This window comes from Streptomyces sp. NPDC030183 (assembly GCF_055573455.1).
The window spans coordinates 127,258-149,261 of record NZ_JBVIBK010000021.1 but is presented as its reverse complement, the minus strand read 5'-3'; the positions used below and the strand labels follow the sequence as shown (position 1 = coordinate 149,261).

Annotated in this window: 18 protein-coding genes and 3 pseudogenes; 4 read left to right on the top strand and 17 right to left on the bottom strand. The window is 69.7% G+C overall.

The window, feature by feature from the left end; translation table 11 throughout:
• Window positions 1-377 precede the first annotated feature (377 nt).
• Together ACZ4Z2_RS25280 and ACZ4Z2_RS25275 are read left to right on the top strand one after the other, a co-directional pair.
• Complete coding sequence (locus ACZ4Z2_RS25280) at window positions 378-1,799, top strand: non-reducing end alpha-L-arabinofuranosidase family hydrolase (protein WP_468078928.1); 1,422 nt, start codon at window positions 378-380, stop codon at window positions 1,797-1,799.
• 235 nt (window positions 1,800-2,034) lie between these two features.
• Window positions 2,035-2,446: pseudogene (locus ACZ4Z2_RS25275) on the top strand (transposase); the annotation flags it as partial.
• Between the two features lie 8 nt (window positions 2,447-2,454).
• Here ACZ4Z2_RS25275 and ACZ4Z2_RS25270 read toward each other — a convergent pair.
• From ACZ4Z2_RS25270 to ACZ4Z2_RS25195, 16 genes and pseudogenes are all read right to left on the bottom strand, one after another.
• Window positions 2,455-2,983: pseudogene (locus ACZ4Z2_RS25270) on the bottom strand (S66 peptidase family protein); the annotation flags it as partial.
• Window positions 2,984-3,015: 32 nt separating this feature from the next.
• Window positions 3,016-3,900: an amidohydrolase family protein gene (locus ACZ4Z2_RS25265; protein ID WP_468078927.1), complete on the bottom strand. Its 885-nt coding sequence runs from the start codon at window positions 3,898-3,900 to the stop codon at window positions 3,016-3,018.
• Window positions 3,901-4,000: 100 nt separating this feature from the next.
• Window positions 4,001-5,203 (bottom strand): cytochrome P450, encoded by a 1,203-nt coding sequence (locus tag ACZ4Z2_RS25260; protein WP_468078926.1) that lies wholly within the window; start codon window positions 5,201-5,203, stop codon window positions 4,001-4,003.
• Between the two features lie 37 nt (window positions 5,204-5,240).
• On the bottom strand, window positions 5,241-6,182 hold the full coding sequence (locus ACZ4Z2_RS25255; protein ID WP_468078925.1) for a PDR/VanB family oxidoreductase: 942 nt from the start codon (window positions 6,180-6,182) through the stop codon (window positions 5,241-5,243).
• Between the two features lie 96 nt (window positions 6,183-6,278).
• Complete coding sequence (locus ACZ4Z2_RS25250; protein WP_468078924.1) at window positions 6,279-6,998, bottom strand: IclR family transcriptional regulator; 720 nt, start codon at window positions 6,996-6,998, stop codon at window positions 6,279-6,281.
• A 541-nt stretch (window positions 6,999-7,539) separates the two neighbouring features.
• Window positions 7,540-7,872 (bottom strand): cupin domain-containing protein, encoded by a 333-nt coding sequence (locus ACZ4Z2_RS25245; RefSeq protein WP_468078923.1) that lies wholly within the window; start codon window positions 7,870-7,872, stop codon window positions 7,540-7,542.
• A 136-nt stretch (window positions 7,873-8,008) separates the two neighbouring features.
• Window positions 8,009-8,131 (bottom strand): annotated as a pseudogene (locus tag ACZ4Z2_RS25240) (2Fe-2S iron-sulfur cluster-binding protein); the annotation flags it as partial.
• A 699-nt stretch (window positions 8,132-8,830) separates the two neighbouring features.
• Entirely contained in the window at window positions 8,831-10,510 is a 1,680-nt protein-coding gene (locus ACZ4Z2_RS25235) for a CocE/NonD family hydrolase (protein WP_468078922.1), read from the bottom strand.
• 15 nt (window positions 10,511-10,525) lie between these two features.
• Window positions 10,526-11,356, bottom strand: coding sequence for an ABC transporter ATP-binding protein (locus ACZ4Z2_RS25230; protein ID WP_468078921.1), 831 nt, complete (start codon window positions 11,354-11,356; stop codon window positions 10,526-10,528).
• Complete coding sequence (locus ACZ4Z2_RS25225) at window positions 11,353-12,387, bottom strand: ABC transporter ATP-binding protein (protein ID WP_468078920.1); 1,035 nt, start codon at window positions 12,385-12,387, stop codon at window positions 11,353-11,355. The genes ACZ4Z2_RS25230 and ACZ4Z2_RS25225 overlap by 4 nt, the downstream gene beginning before the upstream one ends.
• A complete protein-coding gene (locus tag ACZ4Z2_RS25220; protein ID WP_468078919.1) occupies window positions 12,384-13,250 on the bottom strand; it encodes an ABC transporter permease in 867 nt (288 codons plus the stop codon). Before ACZ4Z2_RS25220 ends, ACZ4Z2_RS25225 begins: the two co-directional genes overlap by 4 nt.
• Window positions 13,247-14,245: an ABC transporter permease gene (locus ACZ4Z2_RS25215; RefSeq protein ID WP_468078918.1), complete on the bottom strand. Its 999-nt coding sequence runs from the start codon at window positions 14,243-14,245 to the stop codon at window positions 13,247-13,249. The genes ACZ4Z2_RS25220 and ACZ4Z2_RS25215 overlap by 4 nt, the downstream gene beginning before the upstream one ends.
• A 94-nt stretch (window positions 14,246-14,339) precedes the next feature.
• The gene (locus ACZ4Z2_RS25210; RefSeq protein ID WP_468078917.1) at window positions 14,340-16,034 is read right to left on the bottom strand and encodes an ABC transporter substrate-binding protein; all 1,695 of its coding nucleotides are present in this window, start codon (window positions 16,032-16,034) and stop codon (window positions 14,340-14,342) included.
• A 10-nt stretch (window positions 16,035-16,044) separates the two neighbouring features.
• Window positions 16,045-17,529, bottom strand: a complete 1,485-nt coding sequence (locus tag ACZ4Z2_RS25205) for an amidase (protein WP_468078916.1) — start codon at window positions 17,527-17,529, stop codon at window positions 16,045-16,047.
• Complete coding sequence (locus tag ACZ4Z2_RS25200) at window positions 17,522-18,058, bottom strand: hotdog family protein (protein ID WP_468078915.1); 537 nt, start codon at window positions 18,056-18,058, stop codon at window positions 17,522-17,524. The genes ACZ4Z2_RS25205 and ACZ4Z2_RS25200 overlap by 8 nt, the downstream gene beginning before the upstream one ends.
• Window positions 18,051-20,198, bottom strand: coding sequence for an acetate--CoA ligase family protein (locus ACZ4Z2_RS25195; protein WP_468078914.1), 2,148 nt, complete (start codon window positions 20,196-20,198; stop codon window positions 18,051-18,053). Before ACZ4Z2_RS25195 ends, ACZ4Z2_RS25200 begins: the two co-directional genes overlap by 8 nt.
• 393 nt (window positions 20,199-20,591) lie before the next feature.
• On the opposite strand from ACZ4Z2_RS25195, the gene ACZ4Z2_RS25190 reads away from it, so the two are divergent.
• A complete protein-coding gene (locus ACZ4Z2_RS25190; RefSeq protein WP_468078913.1) occupies window positions 20,592-21,167 on the top strand; it encodes a TetR/AcrR family transcriptional regulator in 576 nt (191 codons plus the stop codon).
• 147 nt (window positions 21,168-21,314) lie between these two features.
• On the opposite strand, the gene ACZ4Z2_RS25185 is transcribed toward ACZ4Z2_RS25190, so the two are convergent.
• Window positions 21,315-21,548, bottom strand: coding sequence for a hypothetical protein (locus tag ACZ4Z2_RS25185; protein ID WP_468078912.1), 234 nt, complete (start codon window positions 21,546-21,548; stop codon window positions 21,315-21,317).
• Window positions 21,549-21,633: 85 nt separating this feature from the next.
• Between ACZ4Z2_RS25185 and ACZ4Z2_RS25180 the strand changes: the two genes are divergently transcribed.
• Window positions 21,634-21,879, top strand: coding sequence for a hypothetical protein (locus ACZ4Z2_RS25180; protein WP_468078911.1), 246 nt, complete (start codon window positions 21,634-21,636; stop codon window positions 21,877-21,879).
• Window positions 21,880-22,004: the final 125 nt, after the last annotated feature.

Below are 22,004 nucleotides of genomic sequence, written 5' to 3'. Positions count from 1 at the left end.
CAGGTCCTCCACGCCGCAGTGGGCGACGATGCAAGCACGAACTCATCACGGCCCTCCGAACCTCTCCCGGGCAGCGCGGACTGAGCGACCAGGATCGAGCACATGAACGATGCCCTCGCAGATCCAGCCGCTCCGCTTCGCTCGCCGTGTGATGGTTCAGCGGGCGACGATGGCCCTCGCCCAGCCGGCGAGACGGGCTGACACGAACCCCGGCCGTCCGGGGGCACGCCGGAACAGCTGATCCGGCATGACGGACGCCGCAGACCACTTCAGGGCCCGATCGCACAGTGCGGAGAGTCACACCCCCAAAGCGACAGTCCGCTCAGCCTCCGACGGGGCCGACCAGAACCCGCTCACTCAAGGACGACGAGGTCCCCATGCTCAGACGTACTTCTCGCCGCAGACCCCTGTCTGCGGTCCTCGCCGCCGCCACCGCAACCATGGTCACCATGGCTGCGATGCTCGTCGCCACCCCGGCTCAGGCAGCCACCACCGGCATCTTGAAGGGCGTCGGTTCCGGCCGGTGTCTCGATGTGCCGGGCGCCAGCCAGACTGACGGAACGTTCCTGCAGATCTGGGACTGCAACGGTGGGGCCAACCAGCAGTGGACGTTGACGGACAGCAACACGCTGACCGTCTACGGCAACAAGTGCCTGGACGTCCCGGGCCACGCCACCACGGCCGGCACCAAGGTCGAGATCTGGTCCTGCAACGGCGGTGCGAACCAGCAGTGGCGGGTGAACGCAGACGGCACGGTCGTCGGCGTGGAGTCCGGGCTGTGCCTGGACGTGAAGGACTTCGGTACGGCCAACGGCACGGCGGTGCAGCTCTGGAACTGCACCGGCGCCAGCAACCAGAAGTGGACCGGCCTGTCCGGGACGACCAACTCGTGCGCTCTTCCGTCGACGTACCGGTGGACCTCGACCGGTCCGCTGGCGCAGCCGGCCAACGGGTGGGCATCCCTGAAGGACTTCACCACCACGACGGTCAACGGCAAGCACGTGGTCTACGCGACGTACTCCAACGGCACGATCTGGCACTCGATGGGCTTCAGCCCCTTCACGAACTGGTCGGACATGGCGACGGCCAACCAGATCGCCATGCCCTCGGACGCGGTGGCGCCCCAGCTGTTCTACCTCTCGACGAAGAACATCTGGGTGCTGACCTCAATGGGATGGGGTACCCAATACCAGCCCTTCGTCTACCGCACGTCGAGCGACCCCACCAACCCCAACGGCTGGTCCGCGCCGCAGCCGCTGTTCACCGGCAGCGTCTCCCCCGGCGGCCCGATCGACCAGACCCTGATCGCCGACGACCAGAACATGTACCTGTTCTTCGCCAATGACGCGGGCACCATCTTCAAGTCGACCATGCCGCTCGCGAACTTCCCGAGCAGCTTCGGCACCGCCTCCCAGGTGGTCATGACCGACACGGAGGACAAGCTGTTCGAGGCGCCGCAGGTCTACAAGGTCCAGGGCCAGAACCAGTACCTCATGATCGTCGAGGCGAAGGGCGCGAACGGGCGCTACTTCCGGTCCTTCACCGCCTCCAGCCTGAACGGTCCGTGGACCGTGCAGGCCGGCAGCGAGAGCGCCCCCTTCGCGGGCAAGGCCAACAGCGGCGCCACCTGGACCAACGACATCAGCCACGGTGACCTGGTCCGCAACAACCCCGACCAGACCATGACCATCGACCCCTGCAACCTGCAGTTCCTCTACCAGGGCAGGGACCCCTCATCGGATGGCATGGGCTACCTGAAGCTGCCGTACCGGCCGGGTGTGCTCACCCTGCAGCGCTGACCCGCCCGATCCACGGTGATCGCGACGTGGTGCGGTAGGCCGACGCCCAGGCGCGCGGTGCACGGGGTGGGCGACCCCACCTGCTGACAGACACGCACCACATCGAGGAACCCCAGCCCCTGTCGGCTGGGGTTCCTCTCTTTCGTGTTCTCTCCCTCGCCAACTGTGGCGCGGGCTCCGGCGGAGCGGGCGCGCAGCCGACTGCTCGACCCGCCCCTCCCGGCGGGTCACGCCATCGAAAATCCACCTGATCACGGACCGCAACGGACTGCCTCTGTCGCTGGGCATCTCGGGCCCCAACATGCACGACCGCCTTGGTCTTCAGCCGCTCGTCCGCGGCATCCCGCCCATCCGCTCCCGGCGCGGCCCACGCCGCTGACGCCCGGCCAGTCCATGCCGACAAGGGGTATGACTACGACCACCTGCGCAGGTGGCTGCGCCGACGCGGCATCCGCCATCGCATTGCCCGTAAGGGCATCGAGTCCTCCACGCGACCGGGCCGCCACGGGCGGGTGGTCGAGAGGACCGTGTCCTGGCTGGCTGGGTGCCGGAGCCTGCACCGTCGACATGAGCGCAAGGCCGAACACTTCCTCGCCTTCGTCGGCATAGCCGCGGTCCTTATCGGCTACCGCCGACTCACCAGATGAGACGAGTGTCAGTAGGTCACGGTGACCTTCCGTGCCAGGCCGTCCACGCGCACCACGCCACCGTACGGAATGACCAGCTGTGGGTCCGTGTGTCCGAAGTCGATGTCGAAGACGGCCATGGTGTCCGGGGCATATGTCGCAAGCGCACGCAGCACTGCATCGCGCTGCTCATCTGCGTAACGCTGTCTGGCTTCGACGCTGTTCGGGCCGGAAGGACCATGCCTTGGCGCGGCCCCTCATCAGCGCGGAAAAGCGGGGATGCGGCCGGGTCGCGCTCTGTCTCGCGGTCGGCCATCAGCAGCCAGGAGAGGGCCCAGGTCGCCGCCCCAGGAACGACCCCGACGACCCGACCGGGTCGGTGCCAGATCCATCCTCCGGCTGGTTGCGACTCCGGCTCGGCGTCGAAGGTGCTCGTACGTGCCTGAGGTGAAAAGAGCCGCGCGCACCGAGTCGGCGGTCATCGGGTGGACTGCGTTACGGGCGGCCGATTTCGTTCATCACGCAGGCACCGTGGTAGCCGACGATGCCCAGATTACGGTCGACCAGCACCACATCCAGCCGTAGCCCGTTCAGTGCAGGGTGAGGCCGAACAGCCGAGCCGCGTTCTCCTTGAGGATCTTCGGCCGTACCTCGTCCTTGATGGGCAGCTCGGCGAAGTCCTTCAGCCAGCGGTCGGGAGTGATCAGGGGGAAGTCGGAGCCGAAGAGCACCTTGTCGCGCAGCAGCGTGTTGGCGTACTGGACGAGCTGCGGCGGAAAGTACTTCGGCGACCAGCCGGACAGGTCGATCCACACGTTCGGCTTGTGCGTGGCGACGGCGAGCGCCTCGTCCTGCCATGGAAAGGACGGGTGCGCGATGATGATCTTGAGGTTCGGGAAGTCCGCGGCAACGTCGTCGAGGTACAGCGGGTTGGAGTACTTCAGGCGTATGCCGCCGCCCCCGGGCAGGCCCGCGCCGATGCCGCTTTGGCCGCTGTGGAAGAGCGCGGGGACGCCCAATTCCTCGAGCGCCTCGTACAGCGGGTATGCCTTCTGGTCGTTCGGGAAGAACGCCTGCATGTTGGGGTGGAGCTTGAAGCCCCGGACCTGATGCTCCTCGACCAGGCGCCGGGCGGCCCGCACTCCCCTCCGCCCCTTCGCCGGGTCGATGCTGGCGAAGGGGATCAGTACGTCCGGGTGTGCCGCCGCCGCTTCGGCGACCTCTTCGTTGGCGATGGCCGGATAGCCGGTGGTGGACTCGGCGTCCACAGTGAACACGACACATGCCATGTGCCGTTCCCGGTAGTACGCGGCGACCTGGTCCAGCTGTGGGAGTCGTTGGCCTCCCGGACCGAAGTGCTGCTCGGAAGCGGCGAGGAGGTCCGGAGGCAGGGAGGGACGCCCCTCCTTGGAGACCTCGCAGTGGACGTGGACGTCGATGGCTGTGAGGGAGGTGATGTCGAGTGCGGAGGTCATCTGGACTTCTCCTGGTGTGCGTGCGGTGAACAGTTCGGGAAAAGCGACGCCGTAGGTCGCCGGGACGTTCGTCGGGGCCCCCTCCTACGGCGTCGGCCACTCAGCGGGCTCGGTGGACGCGCACGGGCAGGGAGGCCCAGGAGCGGAGGGTGTTGTTGAGGTGTCGGCGCGGGGTCGCCGTGAGTTCGATGTGCTCGACGCGGGCGGCGAGTGCGGTCAGCAGGGTTTCGGCCTCCAGTCGGGCGACGTGCTGTCCGACGCACTGGTGGATGCCCATGCCGAAGCCGACGTGCCCCGAGGGATCCCTCGCGAGGTCGAACCGGTCCGGATCGTCCCACCGGTCCGGGTCGCGGTTGGCGGCGCCGAGGAACATGAGGATCTTCGTGCCCTCGGGGACGACCGCGCCGGCGAGGGTCACGTCGGTGGTGGCGGTCCGGAAGAAGGTCTGTACCGGCGACTGCCAGCGCACCGCTTCGTCGAAGGCGACACGCGCCAGTTCCGGTCGCTCGCGCAGCCGCTGCCACTGCTCGGGGTGGGTGGCGAAGGCGTAGAGACAGGCCGCCAGGCCGTGCACGGTGGTGTCGACTCCGGCGGTGAGCAGGGAGCGCACCACGAGGGGTGCCTGTGCCCGGGTGAGGTCCCCGCGGTCGGCGGCGGCCCAGATCCTCGCCCCGAATCCGTCATCGGTGAGCGCCTCGCGGGCGCAGCGGGCGTTCACCCACGCCGACAGCTCGGCGACCCGGTGGGCGTCGGCTCTGACCAGGTCGTTGACGGGGCCGAAGGAGTTGAAGGCCATGTTGCCGTACGGCAAGAGGTTCTCCCGGCCGTCCGGGCCGAGACCCACGGCGTCGGGAAACACCCTGAGCGGAAACGCGCACGCCAGCTCGGTGAAGGCGTCGAACGTCCCTTCGCCGGCGAGAACCTGCTCGACGAGTTCCTCGGCCGCCCGCTGCCAGGCCGCGCGCAGCACGCTCAGCGCGGATGGGGCCAGGATGTCCCGCAGCACCCGGCGGGGGGCGTCGTGCCGGGGTGGGTCGGCCTCCAGCAGCACGCTGGGCGGACGCCACGACTCCTCGTGGCGGAAGTTGGCCAGGCCCACCCCCGACCCCGACTCGAAGTGCTGCCAGTCCGCGAGTGCGGCGTGCACCTCCTCATGGCGGGCCAGGGCGCGTACGTCGTATCGGGAGAGATACACGACGGGGCCGGCGGTCCTCAGGACGCGGTGCAACTCCTCGGGATCTTCGAGGACGGCGGGTGAGAAGACGTCGATGTCACAGACGGGCAGCGCGGCGGTCCCGGGCATGGCGGCTCCTAGCTACGGGGAAGACGGAGGGAAGGGGTCACAGGTCGAGGACCAGGCGGTCGTCGCGGGACCGGGACACGCACGGGAACATGCAGGTGTTCGCCGCGCGTTCGTGATCGGCGAGGATCGAGTCGCGGTGGTCGGGGCTGCCTTCCAGTACGGGGGTGAGGCAGGTGCCGCAGGTGCCCTGCTCGCAGGAGGACAGCACGTCCACTCCGACGCGGCGCACCGCGTCCAGCACCGAGACGTCCGGAGTGACGGTGACGATGCGCCCCGTCCGTCTCAGCTCGACCTCGAAGGGCAGGTCCCGTACCGGCGCGGTCTGTTCGGCGGCGGTGAACCGCTCGGTACGCAGCGTGTACGCGGGCCAGTGTGCGCAGGCGGCCTCCACCGCGGCGAGCAGCGGAGCGGGTCCGCAGCAGTAGACCTTGGTGTCCGGGCGTGGGGCGCCGAGCCAGGACCCGAGATCGAGCAGTCCGACCTCGTCCTGGGGAGCGATGTGAACCCGCTCTCCGTAGGCCGCGGTCAACTCCTCCAGGAAGGCCATGGAGGCCCGCGTCCGTCCGCCGTACAGCAGCTGCCACTCCGCGCCCAGTAGTTCGGCCTGCTGGATCATCGGCAGGAGGGGGGTGATGCCGATGCCACCGGCGATGAACAGGTACGTCTCCGAGGGGACCAGGGGGAAGTGGTTGCGTGGTCCGCCGACGCCCACCCGGTCGCCCGGACGCAGCGTGTCGTGGACAAGCGCCGATCCGCCGCGGCCGTACGGCTCACGCAGGACCGCGACTCGGTAGGTGTAGGCGTCCCACCGGCTTCCGCACAGCGAGTAGTGCCGCACCGTCCCGTCCGGAAGAACGACCTCGATATGGGAGCCGGGGGTCCAGTCAGGCAGTCGCGCCCCGGCCGGATGCACAAGGGTCAGCGCGACCACGCCTTCGGCCACGGCTTCCTTGGCGGAGATTTCCAGAGTCACGACCACGTCGTCGCCTCCCGTCTTCGGATTGCGGGAAGCATGCGCGCGGGTGAGCGAAGGGCGCGACGGGACTCTCACTGAATGAGAGACGAATCGAATTTCTCAGCCGGGCAGGCCGTGAGCCGCCAGGGCCCGGGAAACGCCGCGCGCCGCGGTGCGCACCACGGGCACGACAGAGGCTGCTTCGGCATCGTTCGGGACGATCACCGACAATGCGGCCACCACTTCCCCCTGTCGGCCGCGTACCGGGGCGGCGATACCGAGAGCCTCCTCGTGCAGGTATCCGGGGCAGTACGCGTATCCCTCGCGTCGGATGGCGGCCAGTGTGGAACGCAGCGCGGTGGGGTTGGTGATGGTGTGCGACGTGTACGCCTTGAGGGGTCCGGCGAGGATGCGCTCCTGGAGTGCGGCGGGACCGTGGGCAAGCAGTACCAGGCCACTGGACGACCCATGCATCGGCAGCCGGCCCGCGATACGGGTGTAGTTGATGACCGCTCCCGGCGCCGAGAGACGTTCGAGGAACAGCACCTCGTCGCCGTCGAGTACCCCTAGCTGGACATGGTGTCCCACCACATCGTGCACGCCCTCCAGGAACGGCATTGCCGCGTTCCGGAGGGACAGGGTGGGCGACGCCCGCGTCCCCAGCTCCCACAGACGCATGCCGACCCGCACCCGACGGTCGGCGTCACGTGCCAGGAAGCCGTGCTCGATCAACTCTGCCACCAACCGCGACGCGGTCGCCAGGTGCAGTCCCGTACGCCGGGAGATCTCGGAGACGGTAAGAGCCGGGTCCTCAGGTGTGAACACCTCGAGGATCCGCACGGCTCGTGACAGAACCGACTCACCCGTCCGTGTTGTCCTCACACAGACATGATCGGCCCATGGTCTCAGGAGGTCCAGGTCCACACGGACACGGATGATATTCGCCGCGGTGTTTTCCCAGGTCGGACGAGGTTCGACGGCGCAACCTTTCTCGGCCCTTGTCAGTCCTTTCCGATCCTTGTGTCCAACCTGCGTTTAGAACGCGTCCGGGACGGACGAGTCCAACCAGCTTCCGACGCTATCGCCCCAGCTCGGGAGCGGGCCTCGAACTCGCCCGCAGCGGATTTCCCTCCCGGGCTCGGAAGCGCGATTTGCGTGCTCAATTGCAGGCATTGAACTCCGCGATCGGCCACCAGTTGTAGGAAGAAGGTGCCTAAGCCACCTCCGAGCGGGCAGTACGAGCGTCACGCTGGTGTCGGTCAGACCCAGGTAGGTGGTGAGCAGGAAGCCGCGGCGGAGGCCCGCTGCGCAAGAACCGATTGAAGCCGTCACTACAGGGCAACTAGCACATAACGGTCCAGATCCGCGCCGCGACGGCGCCTCAGTCGGCGGCGACGTAGACCTTCCGCAGGGTGGAGCGGACCTCCCACACTGTCCGCTCCCCTGCGTGCAGGCACACGACGACGCCTGGGACCAGTTCGATGCTCTCCCCGCTCTGGAATCGCACGGTCGCGTCTCCGTCGAGTACTACGAAGACCTCGTCGACCTCGACGTCGCGCACCACACCGACCGTCATTGTCCACACCCCGACTTCCGTGCCCCTGAAGGCACCCAGAGCCTTCGCGGCCGCCGCCGGACGTCCCGCGAGGATGTCGGGCGCTTCCAGTCGCAGCGAATCGAGCTCGACCTTGTATGCGTTGACGCATCGGTCCATCACAACACCGTCCTTGAGTACAAGATCCCTCAGCTCTCGACAGCAAGGTCCGCGATGGGAACCGAGCAACAGAGGAGGACCTGCCCCTCCTGGGCTCCACGAGCGGGTCCACAAGGTAGGCGGTTCGACCACGGACCGTCGCCGCGCACGTCTCGCACGCTCCGCCACGGCAAGTGGCGGGGAGTACGAGGCCCAGGGACTCCCAGACTTCCAGGAGTTGAGGCTGCCCGGTGTCCTGGCCCGGGCGTAGACCCCGCAGTTGAGGTGTCCGAAGTGGAGGACGAGGATTCCCGGAACGTTGACCTCAGTGGTGCCGGTGGCAGGGTCGACGGCCGTCGCCCGGCACCGCTCCATGGAGCGCAGCACCTCCAGTTCGACCTCGCCGATACGCAGTCGCCGGCCCAGGAGGCCGAACTCCGCCCATGGGGCAGGCCGTCGATGTACAGGATGGCTCGGAAGCGTCGTGGATCGAGCGAGATCTCCGCGACCCGGGCGAGGTCTCGGACAGGGGCGAGGTTGAGGATCGATATCGGTGCATCGGCGAGGCCCCACAGGTGGCTGCCCGATGAGACCAGGCGAGCGGCCCGGATCTTCGAGCCGAACCAGTGCTGGATCCGTGAGGCGATGACCTCGGCGTCGAGGTGGCCGCCCTCCCCGAGCCGGACCCGCAGTCTGTCGTCGTCCCGAGCCGTGAGCGCGACTTCGGCACCCGCCGCCTCGGTGTCCGTGAGGACAGGGGCCGAGTAGCCGCCGAGGTCGGGTCTGGCGTCCAAGGCGTGGAAGGCTTCGTAGGTCGTCCAACTGCCGAGGTTCTCCGGTGGAATCGTGTCGTTGGCCAGGCCGAGCAGTCGGTCGAAGCGGGGGCCGTCCCGCCCCGGGAAGGCCTCGCTGAGGGACTCCCCTCCCAGTCCCTTGACCGGGTAGCGCCCTGTCTCGGCCGGCCGAGCCTGCGTGGTGGTCATTTCTCCGTTCTCAGTACGGTCAGGCGCACATTGCCCCGAAGACCACCGCCGACGGAGAGTGTCTGGGTGCTCGGGCGTCCCTTGGCGGCCAGCCACGGGTTCTCCTCGGTACCGGGGTGCCAGAGGTAGTGCGGGAAGTCGCTGCACGTCAGCTGCAGTCGCAGGCGGTGACCGGGCCGGAGCCGGTAGCCCGTGTGGCCGAGGTCGATCTCGACGGCTTCGCCGCGCTGGCGCGGGAGCACGGACTGTCCTCGCACGAGCATGTGGGCCGTGCCGTCGGGAAAGACGTCGAAGAGCTTGGCGAACAGATGCATGGCGGGGGCGGTGGAGTCGACGGTGAGTTCCGCACGCACCGGGCCCGCCAGGTCCAGCGGCGCCGATGCCGGAGCCGCGGTGAAGGTCAGCACGTCGGCGCGGGACTGGAGTCCGCTCTCGTCGACCCATTCGCGCAGTGCCGAGAAGGGGTCGCCGGTGATGCTGGGCACCAGGTCGTGCGGGTCGTGCGTCCAGTCCACCGTGTGCGGCGGATCGACGGTGATCGGCGGGTTCTCGTGCAGCCGACCGCCGTCCGCGTCCCGTACGGCCAGCTCGGGTTCGGCGAGGTGCAGCACCACCTCGCGGGTTTCCGGCGGCGGCCAGCTCGCGGACGTACGGAAGCCCACGTGCCCCAGGTGCCAGCGCACCCGGGACAGCGACTCGGCGGGCCGTTCGCCCTTGAGGAACACGTCGAAGAACTCCAGCACCGGCGCGACGTAGTGAGCGATCGTCCGCCGCAGCGCCAGGTCGTCGAGGGTGTGGTCGTTCTCCGGCTGTACGGGTGAGTGGTCGAGGCGGTAGTTCTCATGGTCGATGGAGTCCGCGTGCAGATAGGTGAGCGGACCCCAGGCCGGATGTGCCGCCATGGCCGTGTAGTCGCCCATGGACTCGCCCAGCAGGTTGTCGAACCAGCCGACCCCGTGCAACGTCGGCAGCGGCCTCGCCTCGAAAGGGTGCCCCAGAGGGAACGGGTCGACCGGCCGCGGATGCGGTACGCAGCCGTCGAAGGCCACCGACCGGCTTCCCGACGCGGTGAACGCCTCTTCGAACGTCTCCAGGAGCGGACGGCGATCGTAGTCGCGGGGAACATGAACGAGGTCGCGGGACGCCCAGAAGTCGGCAAGGTACTCCGCGCCGTAGACAGTGACGATCCGCTCGGGATCCCAGCGGGGCATGACAGTTGGCAGTTGTATCGAGGTGACCCGGGGCACGATCGCCTTCAGGGCGGGATGGCCGGAGGTGACGGCGGCCCACTGGGTGAAGCCGAAGTAGGAGTCGCCGCACATGCCGACGACGGCGTCCGACCACGGCTGCCGGGTGATCCATTCGATGGTGTCGTAGCCGTCCTCGGCCTCGTGGACGAAGGGCACGGTCTCGCCCTGCGAGCGGAACTTGCCGCGCACGTCCTGGACGACCGTGGCGTAGCCGTGGGCGGTGAGTTCCGCGGCGATCTGCTCCATGTAGACGTAGCGGCTGTTCTTGTCGTACGGCAGACGGAACAGGACCGCCGGGTGACGGCCCGGGGAGGCGGGGAGGTAGACGTCGGTGGCGAGTTCGACAGCGTCCCGCATGGGCACCATGTGCTGCGTGGCTGTGGCGCTCAGGGGCGCGGGACCGACGCGCTCGGAGGCGATGGGCATGGTGGAAGTTCCTTGTCAGGCTGAGGTGTTGGCGGTGGCGCGGCGGCGCGGGACCCAGCCCGGCCGGGGGACGGCGGAGAGCAGGCGCCGGGTGTAGGCGTCCTGCGGGTCGTCGAGGACGGCGGTGGTGCGGCCCGCTTCCACGACGCGCCCCCGGTGCATGACGACGCAGTCGTCGCTGATCTGCCGTACGACGCCCAGGTCGTGGGAGATGAAGAGGTACGCCACGCCGGTCTCGGCGCGCAGTTCGGCCAGCAGGTTGATGATCTGCGCCTGGACGCTGACGTCGAGGGCGGCGACCGCCTCGTCGAGGATGAGCAGCCGTGGTTCGAGAGCCAGGGCCCGGGCGATGGCGGCGCGTTGACGCTGGCCGCCGGACAGCGCGCGGGGCCGGGCATCGCCCTGACGCTTGTCCAGGCCCACCTGGTCGAGGAGTTGGGCGACTCGTGCGCGTCGGCGGTCGGCGTCCCAGTCGAAGTGGGCGCGCAGGAGTTCCTCGATGGCCGCCTCGATGGTCTGCTTGGAGTCGAGGGATGTGTAGGGGTCCTGGAAGACCATCTGTACCTGGCGGGCACGGGCCTTGCGGGCTCCGCGTCCGGCGCGGCCCGCCCCGCGGGGCTCGCCGTCGAGGGTGATGCGGCCGGATGTGGGGGTCTCCAGGCCGGCGACCATGCGGGCGACCGTGGTCTTGCCCGACCCCGACTCCCCCACCACGGCCAGCGATCCTCCCGGCGGCAGGGCGAAGCTGACGTCGTCCACGGCGACGAGTTCACCGGCGGGCTCTCCGGCGGAGGCACGGACGGGGAAGACCTTGCGCAGGCTGTCCAGGCGCAGCAGCTCGCTCATACCGGCTCCGTCTGCTCGTCGTGCTGGTGGTCGGCGTGACTGTCCGACTCGTAGGTGATGCGGCCGCGGAGTTCCTCGGCCCGGTGGCAGGCCACCTGGTGGTCGTCGACCGTGCGCAGCTCCGGCCGCTCCTCGCGGCACCGGTCCTGCGCGAAGGGACAGCGGTCGGCGAAGACGCAGCCGGGGCCGGCCTCGAAGGCGGAGACGGGGCGGCCGGGGATGGCCCAGAGCCGTTTGACGTCGACGGTGCTGGGGCGGGAGGCCAGCAGACCGACCGTGTACGGGTGCAGGGCGGTCTCGTGCAGGTTCGCGGAAGCCGCCGTCTCCAGGACGGTCCCCGCGTACATGACGGCGATCCGGTCCGTGACCGCCGCCGCGAGGTCGAGGTCGTGGGTGATGAAGACCAGCGCCAGGCCGCGTTCGCGGCGCTGCTCGTCGAGGATCGCCATCACCTCCTCCTGGGTGGTGACGTCCAGGGCGGTGGTGGGTTCGTCCGCGATGAGCAGACGTGGCTGCGTCAGCATCGCGGAGGCGATCATGACGCGTTGCAGGAGGCCGCCGGAGAGCTGATGCGGGTACTGCCGCAACCTGCGGGGCGCGTCGGCGATACCGACCTCGCGCAGCAGGGCGACGGCGCGTTCCTCGGCCTCCTTGCGGGGCACCTTGGCCTCGCGCAGGGCTTCGGTGAGGAAGTCGCCCACGGACCGCACGGGATTGATCGCCGCACGGGGGTCCTGGTAGATCATGGCCACTTCGGAGGAGCGGTAACGCCTCAGGGCCCGGCGGTCCATCCCGTGGACGGAGGTTCCGTCGAACAGGACGTCCCCTTCCGTGGCCGCCCCGTGCGGGAGCAGACGCATCAGGACGCGGGTCGTCATCGACTTGCCCGAGCCCGACTCGCCGACCAGGCCGAGCGCCTCTCCGGCGGCCACTTCGAAGCTCACGTCGTGCAGCACCCGGCGGGGTTCACCGCGCACCGGGATGTCCAGGCGCAGGTAACTGACCCGCACGAGGGGATCAACTGCGGTCATGCCCTGACCTCCGCGCGTTCGGCCAGTCGCTCGCCCAGCATGTTGAACGAGACGACGGTGATAATGATCATGAAGCCGGCGGCCAGCGATTCCTGTGGGCTGCCGTTCAGCAGGGCCGTGCGGCCGTCCGAGACCATCAGGCCCCATTCGGCGCTGGGCGGCTGGATGCCGAGGCCGATGAACGAGATGGCGCCGAGGTCGACGAGGCTGGTCCCGAGCGAGGTAACCGCCTGGGCCCGGACCAGCGGCAGCACGTTGGGCAGGATGTGGCGCGCGCAGATCCTCGGCCCGGACAGCCCGGCGAGGGTGCACGACTCGATGTAGGGCAGGTGCCTCTCCCGCAACGCGGCGGAGCGCACCACACGGGCGATGTACGGCGTGTACGCGACCGCCAGCGCCACCACGGGCGCGGTGAGGCCGGGCCCGAACAGCACCACACTGAGCACGGCGAGGAGCAGCGGGGGGAAGGCGAAGGCGATGTCGAAGACGCGGGTGAGGACCCTGTCGAACCAGCCGCCGAACCACACGGCCGCGATGGCCAGGGCGGTGCCCACCGTGGTGGCGATGATGACCACGAGCGTCGGACCAAGCAGGCTCAGTCGGGCTCCGTACAGCACGCGGGAGAAGATGTCCCGTCCCACCGAGTCCGTACCGAACCAATGTTGGGACGAAGGGCCTTGGGTGGCTGCCAGGATGTCCGTCTGGCCCGGATCGTACGGCGCCAGCAGCGGAGCGGCCACGGCGACCATGACAGTCAGCGCACACCACACCGCTGACAGGGCCAGGACCGGGTCGGCCTTCCTCCACCGGGGAAGGCGGGCCGGCGGCGAGGCCGTCACCGGTGTACTCGTCACGGCGGTCATGGGCGTCCGCCCTTCGCGCGCAGTCGGGGATCCAGGACGGTGTGCAGGGCGTCGACCAGCTGGGTGGTGACGACGAAGGCGACGATGATCACGGAGGCGACGGCGAGGACCACGTTGTAGTCCTTCGCGCTGACGCTGCGCAGCATCAGTGTGCCCATGCCGTCGATGCCGAAGGCCTGCTCCACGACGGCGGCGCCGGCGAGCAGTCCTGCGACGGTGAGGCCGTAGACGGTGGAGATCGGGATGGCGGCGTTGCGCAGCACGTGCCGGCGGAAGACGGTGGCCGGGGGCAGACCCCGCCCGGTGGCCGTCTCCACGTGCTCGCTCGCGCTCTCCGTCCTGAGGGAGGTGCGGGTCATCTGGGCCAGCCAGGCACACCAGCCGACGGAGAGGGCGACCGCGGGCAGGGTCAGGTGCCGCAGCTGGTCGGTGAAGCCGCTGCCCGCTCCGACGGCCGGGAACCAGCCGAGCCCGAGGGCGAAGGCGCTGACCAGGATCGGTGCGGCGACGAAGGCGGGGATCGCCAGGGCGACGGAGGTGAGCGCGGCCACGGGACCGTTCAGCCGGCGGAAGGCCCCGCCGAGCACGCCCAGGAGGAGGCCCAGCAGGAGGATGAGCAGGGCGGCGTAGATGACGAGGAAGGCGGTGGTGCCGAACCTGGGCCCGAGCAGGTCGGCGACGTTGCTGTTGCGGTAGACGATGGACTGGCCGAGGTCTCCCCGGGGCAGGCCCCACAGCCAGTCGAAGTACCGCACTACGAGCGGTCGGTCGAGTCCCAGCTCGTGGTGGACCTGGGCGATGCGCTGCGGTGTCGGGTGCCGGCCGGCGGCAGCGAGGGCGGGGTCTCCCGGCGCCGCGGCCAGGGCCGCGTAGACGGCGAACGTGGCCACCAGGACGGTGAACAGCGCGCTCGCAAGGCGCCGGGCGACGGCCCGTATCCGCCACAGGGTTCGTCCGGAGAACCGGGAGACGGCGGGGTGCAGGGTGAGGGTCATGATCGCTGCGATACGTCGGGCCAGGGCCGCGTATCTCCTCCTTTCCAGCGACGGGGCGGGATCCGGAACCGGCATGCTCCGGATCCCGGCGGGACTAGCGCGGCGAACCCAGCAGGGCCAGTGACGGGGTGAACATGTAGGCCATCGACGTGGTGGCGCCGGTCAGTTTGTCGCTGAAGTAGGAGATCTCGTACGGCGCGACAAGCGAGGTGACGAGGTGGCTGCTCTCGAAGCGCTTCTGCAGGGTCAGGACGTACGGGGCTCGCTTACGGGGGTCCTCGATACCCCGGGCCGTCATGTACGCCTTGGTGGCCACCGGGTCGTCGAACCCGGCGTTGTAGGGCGAACCCGGCACGGCGAAGAAGCCGAGCAGTTCCAGCGGGTCGGTCGTCTGGTTGAACCCGACGACGATGATCAGGTCGATGCCCTTCCTGGCCGACGGGTTGACGAAGGTCTCGCCGTACTGCAGCGGCTGCAGGGCTTCGATGGACACGGTCAGGCCGATCTGCTTGGCCTCCTGCTGGATCAGCTGGGCGACCTGGGACTGGGTCTCGTCGCCCGCCATCGTGACCAGCTTCAGCGGCTTGCGCGCCGCCTTGCTCGACGCGACGAGCTTCTTGGCGGCGTCGATGTCGTAGGCGTTGGCCTTCTGGTACCCGCGGGCGGCTGCCGCGTAGAGGTCCTCGGCGCCCTTGTCACGCGAACTCGGGGGAAGAACTGTGTAGTTGGGGATGGCGGCGCCCTTGTAGACGACGTCAGCGATACCCTTGCGGTCGATGGCCTTGAACAGCGCCTTGCGCACGTTGTTGTCCGCCAGCGGTCCGCTGGTGCTGTTGAAGACGGCGAGCTCCAGGTACTGGAAGGCCGGACCGTAGTGCAGGGAGCCGCTCTTGGAGGACTTCAGGCTGGAGACCACCGCCGGCGGAACCTCCCAGGCACCGTCGGCCTCGCCGGATTCCAGGGCCTGGGTGAGGGCGTTGGAGTCGGTCAGGAACTTCAGCGTGACGCGCTTGGTGTGCGCCCTGTAGGCCGGGTTCCAGTAGGCGTCGTTGCGCTCCAGCTCGATGGCGGAGCCCGACTGCCACGAGGCGAACTTGAACGGGCCGCTGCACATCAGACCGCCCTTGGCGGTGCCGATGTTCTTGCCGGCCTTCTCCGCCCACGCCTTCTCGATCACGGAGTTGCCGGGCGCGGCCAGCTGCTTCACGAACTGCTCGTCGTAGGTGGAGAACTTGACGGTCACCTGGTACGGACCGGACACCGAGGCGGACTTGGCGGTCTGGAGCGGGCTGCCGGCGTGGGCCGAGGGGCGGATGCTGCGCTCCAGGCTGTAGGCGACGTCCTCGGCGGTGAGGTCCTTGCCGTCCCAGAACTTGATGCCCTTCCTGATCGTCAGGACGAGCGTCTTCTTGTCCTTCCACTTCCAGGACGTGGCCACGTTGGGCTTGAGGTCGAAGTCCGGGGTCAGCCGCAGGATCGGGTCACACAGGTTGGCGATGACCAGGTCCGGGCTGTAGTCGATGGCCTGCAACGGGTCGATGGAGGCGGGCTCGCCCTTGGGCAGGGCGATGGTGATGTGGTCCACGTCCTTGGCGGCCGCGGCCGGGAGCTGGCTGACCAGTTTGGGCTTCGCAGGGTCCGACGATGCCTTGCCGTTGTCACCGCCGCCCGCGCAGGCCGTGGCGAGCAGGGCACTGGTACAGGCGACGGCGACGAGCGCGGCTGTGCGGCGCCCCCGGCGTCGGGCGCCGGGTGGTATCGCGACCGCGGCGGGAGAGGTGGTGTCCATGGCGTGCTCCTTACAGGGCGCCGTCGGAGGGCGACGGAGAGGCGGAGAGGACCGGGAGCGGGGGGCGGCGGGTGTGCCAGGCGGTCGCCTGTTCGAAGGCGGCGGCTGCCTGGAGTACGGCGGCATCGGCGTGGTGGGGGCCGATGATCTGTAGGCCGACGGGGAGGCCGTCGGCGTCGAACCCACAGGGCACGGAGATGGCGGGCAGGCCGGCGTGGCTGGCGGGTTCGGTCAGGCGGTGGAAGTCGATGCCGGGGGACTCGACCGGATGCCCTTCGTTCTCGGCCGGCCCTCCGGCCTCCCCCGGGTGGGGGAAGACGGTGGTCGGCATGGTGGGCGTGATCAGCAGGTCGTACTCGGCGAAGACGGCGGCGAACCCCTCGGCGATGCGGCCCCGGGTCTGGACCGAGGTCTGCCAGTAGTCGGCCGCCGTCCGCGAGGACGCGAGGTCCCCGATCCGCGAGATCATCGAGTGCGAGGCGCCGGCGTCGAAGCCGTTGGCCTCGACGACGTCCCGCTGGACCACCGCGAACACCGGTGCCCAGAAGTCCTGGAAGTACTGGACCGGGTCGGGCAGGTCGACCTCCACCGACCGCACCGACGCCCCCAGTACGTCGGTGAAGACGGCCCCCGCCTCCTCGATCCGCCGCAGCACCTGCGAGGCCACGTGTCCGTGGCCGAGGTCGGGGCTGTAGGCGATGCGCAGGCCGCTCAGCGACAGGTCGCGCAGGGCGTCCGTGAAGGGCGTGGGCGAGGCAGGCAGCGAGAGCGGGTCGCGCAGGTCGGGGCCCGCCGTGGCCTGGAGCATCAGCGCGCAGTCCGCGACCGTGCGGGTCAGCGGGCCGGCGGTGTTGACGGAACCGTAGACGTCGCCCTCGCCGTAGACCGGGATGCGGCCCATCGACGCCTTCAGACCGACGACACCGCAGCAGGAGGCGGGGATGCGGATCGACCCGCCGCCGTCGCTGCCCCAGGCCAGCGGGGCGCATCCCGCGGCCACCGCGGCCGCGGCACCCCCGCTGGAGCCACCGGCGGTCATGTCCGGGTTCCAGGGGTTGCCGGTGACTCCGGTCAGCGGGCTCTCGGTGACGCCGAGCATTCCGAACTCGGGGGTACAGGTCTTGCCGACCAGCACCGCCCCGGCGGCCTTCAGTCGCGCCCAGCCGACCGCGTCCCTGTCCGGCACGTGGTCCTTGAAGTGCACGGAGCCGTAGGTCGTGCGCACGCCGGCGGTGTCGGTGAGATCCTTCACGGAGACCGGGATGCCGAGCAGCGCGGGAAGGTCCTCGGCCCGCTCGCTCACGAACCTTTGCTCCGCGGCACGTGCGGCGGCCAGAGCCTGTTCGGGAACGGTGGTCACGAAGGCGTTGACCACCGGCTGAACGGCCTCGATGCGCTCCAGCACCGCCTCGACCGCCTCCACCGGGGACACCTCTCGGCTCCGGTACGCGGCCGCGAGGTCGGTCGCGGACATCTCCCACAGTCGGTCAGTCATGCGTGGCCTCGCTCTTCTCGGTTTCGGGCGCCTCGGCGGGCTGCCACAGGACACGCCAGTCGGCGGTGAAGCCGGGACGTTCCCGCCCCTCGACCTCCACCACGCACTTCAGCAGCACCACATAGCCCTCACCCTTCGGCTCGGTCCCGGCGAGGGTGGCGTGCAGCCGCATGCGCTCTCCGGCCAGGACCGGGGAGACGAACCGCACCCGGTCCAGGCCGTAGTTCCAGCCCTCGACGGTGCCGGGCTCGGGCCCGAAGGTGTCGCTCATCAGGCGGTCGAGGAGGCCGAGGAGGTGGAAGCCCTCTATCAGGCCCTCGGGGTAGAAGTCCTCGGCGAAGGTGGCCTCGTCCTGGTCCTGGTCGAGGTAGGTGGCGTGCTCGAACGCGGGCAGCCGGTCCGGGTCGACGGCGAACCAGTCGCCGACGAAGGTACGGCCCGTGAGCGCGGGCACCTCGGCGAGCGGCACCCGTACGACACCTGGAGCCCGCGGGGCGTCTTGGGAGAGCGTGGGAGCGAGGTCAGTCATGGCGGGCCACCAGGAGGGAGTCGGCGATCAGGACGCGTCCGGTGCCGTGCTGCACGAACGCGGGATTGAGGTCGGCCTCCGTCAGCAGGCCCGCGAAGTCGGTGCCGAGGAGCGAGAGGCGGTGGACGGTGTCAGCCAGCGGGCCGGTGTCCGTCTTGGGCAGAAGGTTACGGTATCCGCCGAGAAGGGTGCCGAGTCGCGTGCGGGCGATCAGGGCGGCGGCCTCGTCCGGGCCGACCGGTGAGAGCGCGGAGGCGGTGTCGGCGTAGAGCTCCACGAGGGTGCCGCCGGTCCCGACGGTGGTGACCGCGCCGAACACCGGGTCGGCGACGAATCCGAGCAGCGCCTCGGTGCTGTCCGCGCCCACATGTTGCTGGACTTCGAAGCCCTCGATGACGGCCTCGGGGCGGGCGGCGCCCACCCGGGCGGTGATGTCCTCGACGGCCTGTCTGAGCGCCGCGCCGTCGCTCACTCCGAGGACCACTCCCCCGATGTCCGAGCGATGCGGGATGTCCGGCGAGGAGACCTTCACCACAAGCGGATAGCCGTGCTCGTCCGCCCACCCCACGGCCGCGTCGGCGTCCGGGACGACCGCGGACGCCACGAGGGGCAGGCCGTACAGCGCGAGCAGCCGTCGCGTGAGGCCCGCCGGCAGGGCGCCCTGGTGCTCCACGACCTCTTCCTTCAGGGCCGCGAGGGCCTCGGGGTCCGGATGCCACCGCCCTGCGGGCCACACCCCGTCCGACACCGGCCGCCGGTTGCGGGCCAGCGCCTGGAGCGCGACCAGGGCGTTCCCTATCCCCCGCAGCACGGGTACGGCCGGACCGGCCTGTTCCTCGCACCGCGGCTGCACGCTGAGCGAGGAGCTGGACGCCACGACGACCGGCTTGCCCGGCGCGCTCTCGGCGACCGCCCTCGCGGCGCGGAACTCGTCGGCCTCGTAGTCGGTCTCCTCGTCGGTCATCGTCGCCTGCGCGTCGAGGACGACCAGCACCGAGTCCACGGCCTCATCGGCGGCGATCAGCTCGACCGACCGCTGGAAGCCACCGTCCGGGTACTCCACGCTCGCGCCGGCGTCGAAGGGGTTGTGGCCCGGCGCTCCCGGCATCGCGGACTCCAGGCCGCGCGCCGTCTCCGCGCCGAACTGCGGGACCTTCAGGCCCCGGTCCGTCGCGAGGTCGGCGGTCAGCGCGGCCTGACCGCCCGAGATGGTGATCACGCCGATCCTGGTGCCCGCTGCCGGGGGAAGCCCCGGTACGGACAGGCACTGGAGCACTGCCGCCATCTCGTCGTAGTCCGTCACCACCGGCAGATCCAGCTGCTCGAACAGCGCCCGGTAGGCCGCGTCGCTGCCGATCAGCGCGCCGGTGTGGGCCGTCGTCGCGAGGGAGCCGACGCTGCTGCGGCCCACCTTGAGGACCACCACGGGCTTGCCCGCGGCCCGCATCGCGGCGACGCCCTCGACGAAGGAGGGGACGTCCTTGATGGACTCCAGGAGCACACCGGCGGCGGTCGTGGCCGGATCGCGCGCGAGCCAGGAGAGATAGGCCGCAGTGGTCGCGCCGTACTCCCCTCCGGTCGAGATGATCTTCGAGTAGCGGACCGGGCCGGTCGAGTGGGCGATGAAGATGGCGGCGGAGCCCGACTGCGCGATCAGTGCCACGTTGCCCGCGGGCAACCGCGTGATGCCGTTGTCGCTGATCCACAGGGGCACGCGGTCGGTGAGATTGATGACGCCCATGCAGTTCGGGCCGTGGACCGCCATGTCGCTCGCCGCGGCGAACCGTACGACCTCCCCGGCAGTGACGGCGTCGAGTCCCGAGGTCGGCACCAGTGCGGAGCGGCATCCGGCCTTTTCGAGTCCGCGCAGGGCGTCCAGCACGGCCGGGGCCGGCAGTGACACGACAGCGGCGTCGATGCCACCGGGGAGGGAGCCGACGTCCGGGAGGGCCTCCAGCCCCTCGACCGTGCGCGCCACGGGATGGACGACGTGCAGGTCTCCGTCGTAGCCGGCCTGCCGCAGGTTGCGCAGGACGTCGTTGCCGCTGGCCCGCTTCTTGGCCGAGGCGCCCAGGACGACGACGGACCGGGGGCGCAGCAGGGCCGTCAGGCCGCTGGGGCGTGGAGGGGACTCAGGCATCGGGCGACTCCTGGCGACAGGGGGTTCGGCAGCGGTCGACGCCGCTGAACGACGATCGGACCTCGCGTGAAGTGGGTGCTTGATCCCGGACGGCTCGGCGTTGATCGCCGGTGGGGGCCGGGGGTAGGGCTCCGTGCAGGGGCGGGGTGTGCCGCTGGACGGAGAGGGCGCTGACGGGGTCTGAGCCCGTTCGAACGACTGGGACGCGGGGGCTTCCGAGGAGGGAGCCCCCGTTGTGTTTTCAGGAATGTATATCCAGGGATATTCTTCGGCAAGAGGGTCGACGACACCGGCCCCAGGCGTTACCTGTCATTTACGCGCCCAGTATTTTCGAGGCGTCCCACCCGGCGAGAGTCACACGGGCCGCCGACCTGCCGCCGAAAGCGAGAAGCTGTGCCCCGCTACGTAGACCACGACCAACGCCGAGCGGACATCATCGAGGCGGCCAAGCACATCCTCGCCAACGGCGGGCCCGCCGAACTCACCATCCGCTCCGTCGCCAAACGGCTCGGCGGCTCCATCACCCTGGTCACGCACTTCTATCCGACCCGCCCGGAACTGATGCGGGCCGTGGTCGCCGCGATGAGCGAGAGCTACTACGCGGAGCTCGCCGACCTGGAAACGGGCGCCGACGCGCCCAGCCGACTGCGCATCCTCCTGGAGTGGATGCTGCCGCTGACCGATCAGGAGTGGGTGAACGAGAGCGGGAGGGTCCAACTGCTCAGCCAGCGCGGCAAGGACACGACGTTCGAGGAGTTCGCGGACGCCATGGACGCGCGGATGCGGGAGCTGCTGCGACAGCACCTGGAGCCGCTGGTCCCCGAGGGCCGGGTGGAGACCTACGTCGATCTGCTGCGGGTGACCGTCAACGGCATCGTGCTGGCGGCCGTCGAGCACCACGAGGACTGGCCGGCCAAGCGCCAACTCGCCGTGCTCGACGAGGCTCTGACCGCCTTCGGGCTGCGGTAGGCCACCCCGGACGGTGTGCCGTCCGCCGGATTGAATCGCTTCAATCCATTGACGCACGTCAGGAAATATGGCTAGGTTCGCCCCGTCCTCGACGTAAATGTCCTCAGCGTTCAGCCGAGGACGGCTCGTGGGCGCCTTCGCCGCCGGTCATGGTCGCCCTCGCGGCTCCCTCACCACGACGGCCCATGTCGTTTCGCCGTGCCGCTGTTCTCCTCTGACATTCAGACAGGTGCCGCCATGCCCGACGTCTGCGACGTGCCGATCGGCTCCGCCGAACCGGACCGTGTCTCCGTCCTCCTCGACCAACTCGCTCTCGACGAGAAGATCTCCCTGCTGCACGGCGGCGACGCCGAGGGTGAATACCTGGGTGAGGCCGGCCATGTGCCAGGAGTACTGAGACTCGGCGTCCCCGCCCTGCGGCTCGCCGACGGGCCGGTGGGCCCCGGCTCACCGTCCCCGCGACGCCATGCCCGCACCCATCGCGCTCGCCGCGACCTTCGCGCCCGAGTTCGCCGGGGCCTGCGGCGGTGTCATCGGCCATGAGGCCCGGGCGCTGGGCCAGGACGTGCTGCTGTCGCCCATGGTCAACCAGATCCGCACCCCCTGCGGCGGCCGGAACTTCGAGTGGTGCTCCACGTGGGACCACGCCACCTGCCGAGCCGGTCCGCCGACACCCATCGCTGAGTGCTCGGCGGCGGGGAACGGGAGGTGACGGTCGGCTCCTCGTAGCGGGACCCACGACTGCACGGGACCGTGCTCGTCGCGCAGGAGGAGTGACCGTTCCAGAGCCGTGCCCGTACCGCCCCGCCCTTCGCCCCGTCAGCCCAGCCACAGTGA

Bases quoted from the DNA above. Each gene is read 5' to 3' on its own strand.
- ACZ4Z2_RS25280 (WP_468078928.1), top strand. From the start codon at position 378: ATGCTCAGACGTACTTCTCGCCGCAGACCCCTGTCTGCGGTCCTCGCC.
- ACZ4Z2_RS25265 (WP_468078927.1), bottom strand. From the start codon at position 3,900: ATGACCTCCGCACTCGACATCACCTCCCTCACAGCCATCGACGTCCAC.
- ACZ4Z2_RS25260 (WP_468078926.1), bottom strand. From the start codon at position 5,203: ATGCCCGGGACCGCCGCGCTGCCCGTCTGTGACATCGACGTCTTCTCA.
- ACZ4Z2_RS25245 (WP_468078923.1), bottom strand. From the start codon at position 7,872: ATGGACCGATGCGTCAACGCATACAAGGTCGAGCTCGATTCGCTGCGA.
- ACZ4Z2_RS25235 (WP_468078922.1), bottom strand. From the start codon at position 10,510: ATGCCCATCGCCTCCGAGCGCGTCGGTCCCGCGCCCCTGAGCGCCACA.
- ACZ4Z2_RS25230 (WP_468078921.1), bottom strand. From the start codon at position 11,356: ATGAGCGAGCTGCTGCGCCTGGACAGCCTGCGCAAGGTCTTCCCCGTC.
- ACZ4Z2_RS25225 (WP_468078920.1), bottom strand. From the start codon at position 12,387: ATGACCGCAGTTGATCCCCTCGTGCGGGTCAGTTACCTGCGCCTGGAC.
- ACZ4Z2_RS25220 (WP_468078919.1), bottom strand. From the start codon at position 13,250: ATGACCGCCGTGACGAGTACACCGGTGACGGCCTCGCCGCCGGCCCGC.
- ACZ4Z2_RS25215 (WP_468078918.1), bottom strand. From the start codon at position 14,245: ATGACCCTCACCCTGCACCCCGCCGTCTCCCGGTTCTCCGGACGAACC.
- ACZ4Z2_RS25210 (WP_468078917.1), bottom strand. From the start codon at position 16,034: ATGGACACCACCTCTCCCGCCGCGGTCGCGATACCACCCGGCGCCCGA.
- ACZ4Z2_RS25205 (WP_468078916.1), bottom strand. From the start codon at position 17,529: ATGACTGACCGACTGTGGGAGATGTCCGCGACCGACCTCGCGGCCGCG.
- ACZ4Z2_RS25200 (WP_468078915.1), bottom strand. From the start codon at position 18,058: ATGACTGACCTCGCTCCCACGCTCTCCCAAGACGCCCCGCGGGCTCCA.
- ACZ4Z2_RS25195 (WP_468078914.1), bottom strand. From the start codon at position 20,198: ATGCCTGAGTCCCCTCCACGCCCCAGCGGCCTGACGGCCCTGCTGCGC.
- ACZ4Z2_RS25185 (WP_468078912.1), bottom strand. From the start codon at position 21,548: ATGGCCGGCCTCACCCAGGTATTCACCCTCGGCGTCGCCGCCGTGCAG.
- ACZ4Z2_RS25180 (WP_468078911.1), top strand. From the start codon at position 21,634: ATGCCCGCACCCATCGCGCTCGCCGCGACCTTCGCGCCCGAGTTCGCC.